Below are 10,627 nucleotides of genomic sequence, written 5' to 3'. Positions count from 1 at the left end.
GGGCCACCGGCCCGGAGGGCCGTGCCGCGCGAGGCCACCTGCCAAGGGCGGGTGGGTGGGCGCGGCCCGGGCCGGCGGCCGCCGCCCCCGGCCGTCAGTAGACCGGCTTCTCCGGTTCGATCTGGTTGACCCAGCCGATGACGCCGCCGCCGACGTGGACCGCGTCCGAGAAGCCCGCGTCCTTCAGGACCGCCAGCACCTCGGCCGACCGCACGCCCGTCTTGCAGTGCAGCACGATCCGCCGGTCCTGCGGCAGGTCGCTCAGCGCGTTGCCCAGCAGGAACTCGTTCTTTGGGATCAGCCGCGCGCCCGGGATGGAGACGATCTCGTACTCGTTCGGCTCGCGGACGTCGATGATGTCGATCTTCTCGTCGGAGTCGATCCACTCCTTCAACTGCCGCGGCGTGATCGTCGAGTCCTTGGCGGCCGCCTGCGCCTCGTCGGAGACGACGCCACAGAACGCCTCGTAGTCGATGAGCTCGGTGACCGTCGGGTTCTCGCCGCAGACCGCGCAGCCCGGGTCCTTGCGGACCTTGACCTGCCGGTAGGTCATCTCCAGGGCGTCGTAGATCATCAGCCGGCCGACCAGCGGTTCGCCGGTGCCGGTCAGCACCTTGATGGCCTCCGTCACCTGGATCGAGCCGATCGACGCGCAGAGCACGCCGAGCACCCCGCCCTCGGCGCAGCTCGGCACCATGCCGGGCGGCGGCGGCTCCGGGTAGAGGCAGCGGTAGCACGGGCCGTGCTCGGACCAGAAGACGGAGGCCTGGCCGTCGAAGCGGTAGATGGAGCCCCAGACGTACGGCTTGTTCAGCAGCACGCAGGCGTCGTTGACGAGGTACCGCGTGGCGAAGTTGTCCGTGCCGTCCACGATCAGGTCGTACTGGGCGAAGAGCTCCAGCACGTTGGACGAGTCGAGCCGCTCCTCGTGGATGTTGACCTGGACGTAGGGGTTGATGCCCTGCACCGTCTCCTTGGCCGACAGCGCCTTGGACTTGCCGATGTCCGCCTGGCTGTGGATGATCTGCCGCTGCAGGTTCGACTCGTCGACGACGTCGAACTCGACGATGCCCAGGGTGCCGACCCCGGCCGCCGCGAGGTACATCAGCGCCGGTGAGCCGAGGCCGCCCGCGCCCACGGCGAGCACCTTGGCGTTCTTCAGCCGCTTCTGCCCGTCCATCCCGACGTCCGGGATGATCAGGTGGCGGGAGTACCTGCGGACCTCATCGACGGTGAGCTCGGCGGCCGGCTCTACCAGGGGTGGCAGCGACACGGGGACTCCGTAGGTCTAGGGACACGGTCTTTCGTCCCTCAACACTGCCACGCCCCGGTTGATTCCGAGACACCGATTCCACACTCCGGGCACCGGGGCCGGAGGACGCCGGCGCCCGGGCGCCGTCCGCCCCCTCACATCCGGCAGGCGGCCTCCATCCAGATGTCGGCGAGCGACTCCTCCAGGCTGATCCTGGCCCGCCAGCCGAGCCGGTCGCGCGCCGTGCGCACGTCCGCCTGCTGCCACGGGCCGCAGCCGTCCGGGTAGGGGCCGACGGCCGGCAGCGGGTGCTGGCCGCCGACGGTCTCCGGGGACTGCCGGGGCGGCGGCGGGCCCTCCAGCTCGTGCAGGGTGCCGGCGTAGCCGGAGATCCTGGCCAGCGCCGCCGCCGCCTCGCGAAGCCGGACCGCGTGCCCGGTGCCGATGTTGACCACGCCCTGGGCCGCCGAGAGCGTGGCGGCGTGCACGGCGCGCGCCACGTCGCGCACGTCGACGAAGTCGCGCTGCACCGCGAGGCCGCCGAGCTTGAGCTCGCTGTCGCCGTGCTGCATGGCGCGGCGCAGCGAGTCGGCGAGCCGGCCGAGCGGCGAGCCGGCCGGGGTGCCCGGGCCGGTCGGCGAGAAGACCCGCAGCACGATGGCGTCGAGCCCGGAGCCGAGCACCAGCTCGGTGGCGGCGAGCTTGCTGACGCCGTAGGGGCCGCCGGGGCGGGCGACGGCGTCCTCGGCGATGGACGAGCCGTTCTGCGAGGGCCCGTACTCGGCGGCGCAGCCGATGTGGACCAGCCGGGCCCGGCAGCCGCTGCGCCGCAGCGACTCGCAGAGGGTGGCGGTGGCGACCGTGTTGTGCCTGGTCAGCTCGCTCGCGGTGCCCCGGATCGCGCCCGCGCAGTTGATCACCACCCCGGGGTGCACGGCGTCCAGGAATCGGGTGAGCGCGCCCGGGCTGCCGGTGGAGAGGTCGAAGCGGACGTCCGCGTCGTCGCCACGCCCGAGGGCGGTCAGCTGCACGGCGGGATCGGCGAGCAGCCGGTCGGCGACGAACCGGCCCAGGTACCCACCCGCGCCGAGAAGCAGCACTCTCATCGGTCTGTGCTCCTTGCGTGTGAACATGATCTTGGTGGGCCGGGACGGAACGGGGGTGGCGAAACGGTCCGCCTGGCCCCACGCGCGGCGTGCACCGGTGCACCCCCTTCTCCCGTCGGTCCCATGACGGAGAGACGGTATGTCTACTTGTGCACCTCACGACGGACGGATGTCCGCCGCACCATCAGAAGGGGTGAAGTTTCGTGACGTCGCGGGGAGTGGCGTCGTTACACCACAACGGCGAACGGCGGGAAGCACCCGCGAGGCCGGCCTGGGCGGGAAGGGCTCAGCTCTCCGGGTGCGGCCACGGGTTGGGGCGGCAGGTCACGCCGTCCGTCTCCAGGAACTTGGTCTGCTGCATCATCACCGGGGCCAGCTCGCCCTCGCCCGGGCAGACCACATGGCCGTAGCCGAGCCGGTGCCCCACCTCGTGGTTGACCAGCATCTGCCGGTAGGCGGCGATGTCCTCGCCGTAGGTCTCGGAGCCCTGCGCCCAGCGCCAGGCGTTGATGATCACGCGCTCGGTGTTGGACGAGTTGCAGGAGACGTTGTCCTCGGTGATGTCGAGGCCGGAGAGCGCGCACCACTCGGCCGCGGTGCCGGGGCTGGCGAGGGTGACCACGAAGTCGTACTCGCCGGCCGACACCCGGGCGAACGAGCGCTCGCCGCCGTTGCCCCAGCCGCGCGGGTCGTTGAGCGTGCGGTGGACCACCTCGGCGAAGAACTCCGGGTCGAGACCGAGGCCGTCCTCGACGTCCACCCGGTAGCGCACCTGGGTGGTGGCGGTCGGGTCCCCCGCCGGGGCGCTGCCGCCCACCGGGACCAACTCCCCGGAGCCGGTCAGCTCCGGGTCGAACTCGACCATGGTGGCGAGCTGTTCCTCGAAGGTCGGCTCGGCCGGCTCCTCCTCGACCGAGCCCGAGGGCGACTCGCCGTGCCGGTCGGGGTCGGCCGGGTCGTCCTCGCCGCCGCCCCGGCCCGCGTCGGGCCGCGCCGTGTCGGGTTCGGTGTCGAGCAGCGGGCCGACGGTGTCCGACCGGCCTGAGCCGCCCGTCAGGTCGGTCCCGACGACGACGGTGAGCACGGTCACGACGGCGGCGGCCGCCACGCCGGTGAGGGTGCGCCCCCAGCCCGCGCGGCGCTCGCCCCGGCTATCCCCGAGCCCACGCCGCCGCTCGCGCGGCCGGCCATGACGCCCGGACGACGCCGTGCGCCGCGCCGGCTCGCCCTGCTCCGGCCCGTCCTGCCGACCGGACCCGTCACTCCCCGGGCGTCCCGAGTCCCCGTCGTCTCCTGACCGTTCTGGCCTCCCCCGGCCCGGTGACCGCCCCGCGCCGCCGGTCCTCCCCGGACCTCCCGCACCTCGGTCGTCCCCGGTCCCCGGCCCGGCCTCGGCTGCCAGCCCCACTCGTCGGGCCGCGGCCCGGCCCGCCGCGCGCTGCCCTGGGATGGGTCGCCCCGCTCTGGGGGCCTCGGGGGCGTCGAAGGCATCGAGATACTCCTGGCGCGGTCCTGTCGCCGGCCCCAGGCGGGGCCCGGCGGCGTCACGGGCGTCCATCGGCCTCCCCTCGGTCGCCCGCGGCCACGGCCGCCTCGGTGAGGAACTCCCGGAACGCACCGGCCACCTCGGCCGGGAACTCCATCATGGCCACATGACCGGCCTCCGGCAGCACGACGAGCCGGGAGAACCCGAATGCGCGGCTGGCCCGCCTGGCGCTGGCGACGCCGACCAGCCGGTCGCGGGCGCCGTAGACGAGGAGGGTCGGCGCCAGCACCCGCTCCGCCTGCCGCCACAGCGAGTGCTGGCCGCCGAGGGTGTAGGCGTTGAGCAGGCCGCGGGTGCTGCGGCCGAGCGACTCCCAGAAGTAGGGGAGGCCCTGCCTGCGCTCCATCTCGGCCTCGGCCATGGCGAACTCCAGGGGAGTTATCCGCTCCGGGTTCCCGTACACCAGACGCAGCACCTCGCGGGCGCGCCGGCCCGGCGGCTGGTCGCGGGTCGCCCAGCGCAGCAGTCGGGTCGCGCCGGGCAGGCCGACGAGTCCGGTGGGGATGGAGGTGAGCCGCGGCAGCCGCTCCGGCATGGCCGGCGCGATCAGCGTGAGGGTGCGGACGAGGTCCGGGCGGAGCGCGGCGACCCGGGTGACGACGGCGCCGCCGAGCGAGTTGCCGAAGAGGTGCACCGGGGCGCGGCCGCCGGCGTCCAGCAGCCGGATGACGGCGCGCGCGTGCCCGTAGACGGAGTAGTCGCGGGTCGGGGGCGGCGGCGAGGCGCCGAAGCCCGGCAGGTCGATCGCCTCGCACTCGACGTCGGCGGTCAACTGCTCCATCAGCGCGGACCAGTTGCGGGACGAGCCGCCGAGGCCGTGCACCAGGAGGGCCGGTTCGAGGCCGTCGACGCCGCCGGCGCGGCGGCGCACCGCGAGCGTCATCCCTGGGACGTCGGTGGTGCGGATGGTCTCCCCGTCCCGCACCCCTGGCCAGCCCTCCGCGGCGGCGAGCGCCGCCTCGGCTCGCTGCTCTTCCGTGGATGGCATGGGCGCAATATTACGAGCCCGTCACGCTCGCACACACGCACCAGTGGGACCTTGGTCCTGTGTCCGGCGTCACATCCCGGTTCGCCTCTCCCCGCCCGCCCGCCTAGGGTGGAGGGGTGCCCACCCGAGAGCCGGAGGTGGTGAGCCATGCGGCAGGACCCGACAGAACCGGAGTCCTTCGACGAGTACCCGGAGTCCGTGGAGTACGAGGAGGAGCTCGACGAGGAGGCCGCCGAGGGCGACGTCGCCGAGCAGCGTCTCGAGCTGCTCAGGCTGCGCGACACGCCGCTCGCCGAGCGCGGCGAGCCGGAGGCCGACCCGGCGGACGCGGCCGAGCAGGCCCGGGTGGTCGACCCGGGCGACGACGACTACCGCGAGGACCCGCGCTGAGCGGCCGACCGCGCCCCGGGTCGGTGGCGGCGCCCGCGACCGGTGTCCGCAGAGTGAAATCCTGCCCTCACGATGCACGCTGCGCGACCACACGACCGTACGATGACGGCAGTACGCACGAGTACGAGCACCAGTACGCGACGGCGCGACAGACGGAACGCGGTACGAAGAGCACGAGCGGCACCACACGCACACACGACCACCGGGAGGCGGCGTGACAGCCACAGAGCAGACCGAGGCACGCCCCCGCGGCACCCGCCTGCCGCGCCGGGCCCGGCGCAACCAGCTGCTGGGCGCCGCCCAGGAGGTCTTCGTCGCCCAGGGTTACCACGCCGCGGCGATGGACGACATCGCCGTCCGCGCCGGGGTCAGCAAGCCCGTGCTGTACCAGCACTTCCCCGGCAAGCTCGAGCTGTACCTGGCGCTGCTCGACCAGCACTGCGAGGCGCTGGTCCAGGCGGTGCGCCGGGCGCTGGCGTCCACCAACGACAACAAGCAGCGGATCGCCGCCACCATGGACGCCTACTTCTCCTATGTGGAGCACGAGGGCGGCGCGTTCCGGCTGGTCTTCGAGTCGGACCTGACCAACGAGCCCTCGGTGCGGGAGCGTGTCGACCAGGTCTCGCTCGACTGCGCCAAGCTCGTCAGCCCGCTGATCTCCGAGGACACCGACCTGCCGGAGGACCAGTCGATGCTGCTGGCGGTGAGCCTCTGCGGGCTCGCGCAGATCACCGCCCGCCACTGGCTGAGCTCCGGGCGCGGCATCCCGCGCGAGACGGCGAAGAACCTGACGGCCGCCCTGGCCTGGCGGGGCATCGCCGGCTTCCCCAAGCAGAACTGACGGCCGGCACCCGGCTGATCCGGTGTTCGCTCTGGGCGTGGCCGGCCGCGTCCGGGGCACCTCCACGCGCGGATAACCTGTGACGAGCTAACGGATCAGCGGAGGGACAAGCCGTGGAGATCAAGATCGGCGTTCAGCACACGCCGCGCGAGATCGTTCTCGAGAGCGGGCAGTCTGCCGAGGAGGTGGAGCGGGCCGTGGCCGAGGCCCTGGCCTCCGAGAACCAGCTGCTGTCGCTGGTCGACGAGCGTGGCCGCAAGGTCCTGGTGCCCTCGAACCGGATCGCCTACGTGGAGATCGGCGTGCAGGCCGCCCGCCGGGTCGGCTTCGGCGCCCTCTGACGTCGCCGGACGGTGGCCGGCCTCCGGCCACCGTCCCCAGGGGAGGGACCGAGGTGATCAGCGCACGCGCACGGTCCGGGACCGACGCCGGCGGACCGCGGGCGGCCGCGTTCACGCCGGCCGCCGCCTACCCGGCGCTGGCCGTGATCCTGGTCGGGCTCGCCCTGGTGATCCGCGGGGAGCGCCGGTGAGCGGCGAGGTGCTCGCGCTCGTCGAGGAGCGGCTGCGGGCCGCCCTGGGCGAGCCCGACGGCCGGGCCGCCGTGACGTTCCTCGGCGCCGAGCGGATCGAGGTGCTGCGCTTCCCGGACCCGGCGGGCGGCCTGGTGCGCTACGCCACGCTCGGCATGGCGGCCGCTCCGATGGCCGACCCCACGGCCGTCGTCGCCGACCCCGAGCGCGGCCCGCGCGCCGAGTTGCTGCTCACCGTGCGCGCCGGCGATCCCGCGGTCGACGGGGTGCCGCGCGCGCTGGCCACGGTGGCCGCCAGCCCACAGGTGGAAGGCGTGGTCGCGGCCCCCGGCGGCTCGCTCGACCTGGGTCAGCCGCTGTGGCCGGGGGCGCCCTTCACCTCCGTGCTGCTCGGCGAGCCGGACGACACCGTGCCGGAGCTCGAACTGCCGGCGCCGCGCGATCCTGTCCGCTTCCTGCCAGTGCTGCCGCTGACCCGGAACGAGGCGGCGTGGAAACGCGCGCGGGGCGCCTCCGCCCTGATCGAGCGGTGGCGGGAGCTCGGTGTCGACCCGCTCGACCCGCGTCGGGCCGGCCTCCCACGGTCGGGGGACACGCCTTGACGGATGGGGCGGGGCAGAGGGACCGTTGGTCCCTATGAGGGGCGAACCCAGTTGCCCGAAGTGCGGCGGACGGGTCCGAGCACCAGGACTCTTCGCCGACTCCTGGCAGTGCGCCGGTCACGGGCCCGTCCATCCGGTCCAGCCCGTCGTCCCGCCCAGCGTCAACGCCCTCACGGTGGTCGTGAACCGCGCCCGGGTCCCGGTGTGGATGCCGTGGCCGCTGCCGGTCGGCTGGCTCTTCACGGGCGTGACCAGCGCCGGGGACGACCGCGCCGGCGGCCGGGCCTCCGCGGTGGCCTGCTCGGGCCCGGGACCGCTCGGCGGCCCTGGCGAGATGCTGCTGATCGCCGAGGAGCTCGGCGTCGGCCTCGGCGCCCGTTTCGCGGGCGTCGCGGGACCCGACCCGGGGCCCCGGCTGCCGCTCGACGACTCCCCGCAGGTCAAGGTGCTCGCCGCCGGCCACCCCACCCCGCTGTGGCAGGTCGCGGACGCGCCGGCCGACCGCGCGGTCTTCGCCGGCGAGGCGATGGGCCTGTGGCTGTGGGCGGTGCTGTGGCCCGAGCAGGCCGGGGTCCTGATGTACGACGAGCTGGTGCTGACCGATCTGCGTGACGCCGGCTCCGAGCTGGACCTGGTGCCCTGCGGGGCGCTCTCGCCGCGGATCATGTCGTAGTCACCGGATCGGGACGCGCTACCCGGTGGTCGCCGACGCCGACCGGGCGCCGGCGCCGGTGCCCGCGGTCGAGCGTCGAGCCGAGCACGGCGAGCGCCAGCGCGCTCGCGGCCATGGCGGCGCCCACCAGGTTCGGCATGGTCGGCCCGCCGCCGGCGGACAGGACCAGGCCGCCGAGCCAGGCGGCGAGCGCGTTGCCCAGGTTGAAGGCACCGATGTTGACGGCGGAGGCGAGGGTCGGCGCGTCCGCCGCGTTGTCCAGGATCCGCTTCTGCAGCGGCGGCACCGTGGCGAAGCCGAACGCGCCGATCAGCGGCAGCGTCACGGCGGCGCCGAGCCTGTCGTGCGCGGTCAGGGTGAACAGGGCGAGCACCACGGCGAGCGCGGCCAGCGAGACGTACAGCAGCCCGGTCGGCGCCCGGTCCGCGTACCGGCCGCCCACCAGGTTGCCGATCACCATCCCCAGGCCGAGCAGCACCAGCAGCCAGGTCACGCTGGATTCGGCGTACCCGGCCGCGTCCGTCATCATCGGCGCGATGTAGGTGATGGCCGCGAACACGCCGCCGAAGCCCAGCACGGTCATGGCCATCGCGAGCAGCACCTGGGCGTCGCGGAACGCGGCGAACTCGCGGCGGACGCCGCGCGGCCCGCCCGCGCCCCCCGGGTCCTCGCCGGCGCCGGCCGGCACCAGGGCCGCGACGCCGGTCAGCGCCAGCACGCCGATCACCGCGATGACCGCGAACGTGAGCCGCCAGCTGACCTGCTGGCCGAGCAGGGTGCCGGCCGGCACGCCCACGACGTTGGCGATCGTCAGCCCGGTGAACATCAGCGCGATCGCGCTCGCCCGCCGCTCCGGCGCCACCAGCCGCGCCGCCACCACGGAGCCGACCCCGAAGAAGGCGCCGTGCGCGAGGGACGAGACCACCCGGCCGACCAGCAGCACCCAGAACTCGGGAGCCACGGCCGACAGCGCGTTGCCCACCGTGAACAGCGCCATCATCACCATCAGCAGCCGTTTGCGGGCCGTCGCCCCGCCGAGTACCGCGATCAGCGGCGCCCCGACCAGGACGCCGAGCGCGTAGCCGGAGGCGGTGAAGCCCGCGGTGGGTGTGGAGACGCCGAACTCGGCCTCGAACTCCGGCAGCAGGCCGGTCACCACGAACTCGGTGGTGCCGATCCCGAATGCCCCGATGGCCAGCGCCAGGAGCGCGATGGGCATGAGGAGCCCTCCCTTTTCTTGCGTACGACTCCTGTCGGCTTGGACAATAGTTGCAGACGCCGATTACTTGCAAACGCCGTCTATCGCGGTGCAGGGCTATGCTGGCCGGAACGGAAGGAGAGGCGATGCGTACCGAGCCGGGTCTGGCCCAGGGGTGGTGCGCGCTGTCCGCGCTGCACGACCGCATCGAGGCGCACATCGAGCGCGCCCTCCAGGCGGGTCACGGCCTCAGCGTCCGCGAGTACTCGGTGCTCGACGTGCTCAGCCGACAGCACGAGGGCGACGGCGGCCACTTCCGGATGAACGAGCTCGCCGACGCCGTGGTGCTCAGCCAGAGCGCCACCACCCGCCTCGTCAACCGCCTGGAGGACCGCGGCCTGCTCACCCGCTACCTCTGCCCGACCGACCGCCGCGGCATCTACACCGACGTCACGGAGGCCGGCCGCCGGCTGCTGGACGAGGCCCGCCCCACCAACGAGACGGCGCTCCGCGAGGCGCTGGACCTCGCCGAGCGGCGCCCCGAACTCGCCCCCCTGGTCGCCGCCGTCCGCACCCTCCAGCCCACGGCGCCCCCGGCCGGGCCTCCTACCCTGAGCTGATGCGCATCGATCTGCACGCCCACTCCACGGCCTCCGACGGCACCGACTCCCCCGCCGACCTCGTGCGCGAGGCGGCGGCCTCCGGGCTGCACGTCGTGGCACTCACCGACCACGACACGGTCGCCGGACACGCCGCGGCGACGGCCGCGCTGCCGTCCGGGCTGACGCTGGTCACCGGCGCGGAGATCTCCTGCCGCCTGGACGGCATCAGCCTGCACATGCTCGGCTACCTCTTCGACCCCGAGGAACCGGCCTTCGCGCGCGAACGCGACCTGCTGCGGGACGACCGGGTGCCGCGCGCCCAGGGCATGGTGGCGCGGCTGCGCGACCTCGGCGTGCCGATCACCTGGGAACGGGTCCGCGAACTGGCCGAGGGCTCGGTGGGCCGCCCGCACATCGCGGCCGCCATGGTGGAGGCGGGCGTCATCGAGGACGTCTCGGCCGCGTTCACCGCCGAGTGGATCGGCGACGGCGGCCGGGCCCACGTCGGCAAGCACGAACTGGACGCCTTCGAGGCGATCCGCCTGATCCACGCGGCCGGCGGTGTCGCCGTCTTCGCCCACCCGCTCGCCGCCAAGCGCGGCCGGGTCGTCTCCGAGGACGCGATCGCCCGACTCGCCGCGGCCGGCCTCGACGGCGTCGAGGTGGACCACATCGACCACGACACCGACACGCGCGTCCGGCTCCACTCCCTGGCCACCGACCTCGGCCTCCTGACCACGGGCTCCAGCGACTACCACGGCGACCGCAAGCCGTGCCGGCTCGGCGAGCACACGACGTCCCCCGACGTCTACGAGGCGCTCGTGGCGCGCGCCACCGGGACGCGGCCGCTACGCGGCTGAGCGGCGCCGCAGGCGCCATGGTCGGGCGGCGCAGCCG

General features: G+C 74.1%; 13 protein-coding genes. 8 read left to right on the top strand and 5 right to left on the bottom strand.

The genetic code is table 11. From position 1 onward, the window contains the following. Positions 1 to 94 precede the first annotated feature (94 nt). The 4 genes from moeZ to RNC47_RS34855 form a co-directional block, all read right to left on the bottom strand. A complete protein-coding gene (moeZ, locus tag RNC47_RS34870) occupies positions 95 to 1,273 on the bottom strand; it encodes an adenylyltransferase/sulfurtransferase MoeZ (protein ID WP_311604751.1) in 1,179 nt (392 codons plus the stop codon). Positions 1,274 to 1,407: 134 nt separating this feature from the next. Next, positions 1,408 to 2,358 carry an NAD-dependent epimerase/dehydratase family protein gene (locus tag RNC47_RS34865; protein ID WP_311604749.1) on the bottom strand — a complete coding sequence of 317 codons (951 nt, stop codon included), beginning with the start codon at positions 2,356 to 2,358 and terminating at the stop codon, positions 1,408 to 1,410. A 286-nt stretch (positions 2,359 to 2,644) separates the two neighbouring features. After that, positions 2,645 to 3,466: a DUF3152 domain-containing protein gene (locus RNC47_RS34860; protein ID WP_311604747.1), complete on the bottom strand. Its 822-nt coding sequence runs from the start codon at positions 3,464 to 3,466 to the stop codon at positions 2,645 to 2,647. 436 nt (positions 3,467 to 3,902) lie between these two features. Further along, positions 3,903 to 4,892, bottom strand: a complete 990-nt coding sequence (locus RNC47_RS34855; RefSeq protein ID WP_311604745.1) for an alpha/beta fold hydrolase — start codon at positions 4,890 to 4,892, stop codon at positions 3,903 to 3,905. Positions 4,893 to 5,039: 147 nt separating this feature from the next. Here RNC47_RS34855 and RNC47_RS34850 point away from each other — a divergent pair, with 147 nt between their 5' ends. The 6 genes from RNC47_RS34850 to RNC47_RS34825 all read left to right on the top strand — a co-directional run bounded on the left by RNC47_RS34850 (position 5,040) and on the right by RNC47_RS34825 (position 7,930). After that, the gene (locus RNC47_RS34850; RefSeq protein WP_311604744.1) at positions 5,040 to 5,282 is read left to right on the top strand and encodes a hypothetical protein; all 243 of its coding nucleotides are present in this window, start codon (positions 5,040 to 5,042) and stop codon (positions 5,280 to 5,282) included. 214 nt (positions 5,283 to 5,496) lie between these two features. Continuing rightward, complete coding sequence (locus RNC47_RS34845; RefSeq protein ID WP_311604742.1) at positions 5,497 to 6,123, top strand: TetR/AcrR family transcriptional regulator; 627 nt, start codon at positions 5,497 to 5,499, stop codon at positions 6,121 to 6,123. Between the two features lie 113 nt (positions 6,124 to 6,236). Next, entirely contained in the window at positions 6,237 to 6,464 is a 228-nt protein-coding gene (locus tag RNC47_RS34840; protein ID WP_311604740.1) for a DUF3107 domain-containing protein, read from the top strand. Between the two features lie 53 nt (positions 6,465 to 6,517). After that, on the top strand, positions 6,518 to 6,655 hold the full coding sequence (locus RNC47_RS34835; protein ID WP_311604739.1) for a hypothetical protein: 138 nt from the start codon (positions 6,518 to 6,520) through the stop codon (positions 6,653 to 6,655). Further along, positions 6,652 to 7,257, top strand: coding sequence for a suppressor of fused domain protein (locus RNC47_RS34830; protein ID WP_311604738.1), 606 nt, complete (start codon positions 6,652 to 6,654; stop codon positions 7,255 to 7,257). Before RNC47_RS34835 ends, RNC47_RS34830 begins: the two co-directional genes overlap by 4 nt. A gap of 34 nt (positions 7,258 to 7,291) precedes the next feature. Next, positions 7,292 to 7,930 carry a DUF6758 family protein gene (locus RNC47_RS34825; protein ID WP_311604737.1) on the top strand — a complete coding sequence of 213 codons (639 nt, stop codon included), beginning with the start codon at positions 7,292 to 7,294 and terminating at the stop codon, positions 7,928 to 7,930. Here the strand turns inward: RNC47_RS34825 and RNC47_RS34820 are convergent. Then, positions 7,920 to 9,149, bottom strand: a complete 1,230-nt coding sequence (locus RNC47_RS34820) for an MFS transporter (protein ID WP_311604735.1) — start codon at positions 9,147 to 9,149, stop codon at positions 7,920 to 7,922. The genes RNC47_RS34825 and RNC47_RS34820 overlap by 11 nt on opposite strands. Before the next feature lie 125 nt (positions 9,150 to 9,274). Between RNC47_RS34820 and RNC47_RS34815 the strand changes: the two genes are divergently transcribed. Further along, the gene (locus RNC47_RS34815) at positions 9,275 to 9,748 is read left to right on the top strand and encodes a MarR family winged helix-turn-helix transcriptional regulator (RefSeq protein ID WP_311604733.1); all 474 of its coding nucleotides are present in this window, start codon (positions 9,275 to 9,277) and stop codon (positions 9,746 to 9,748) included. Then, a complete protein-coding gene (locus RNC47_RS34810) occupies positions 9,748 to 10,590 on the top strand; it encodes a PHP domain-containing protein (RefSeq protein ID WP_311604732.1) in 843 nt (280 codons plus the stop codon). Before RNC47_RS34815 ends, RNC47_RS34810 begins: the two co-directional genes overlap by 1 nt. Positions 10,591 to 10,627 lie beyond the last annotated feature (37 nt).

This window comes from Streptomyces millisiae, from assembly GCF_031845425.1.
GTDB classification, from domain to species: Bacteria; Actinomycetota; Actinomycetes; order Streptomycetales; family Streptomycetaceae; genus Streptomyces; species Streptomyces millisiae.
This window is presented reverse-complemented; position numbering and strand designations above follow the sequence as displayed.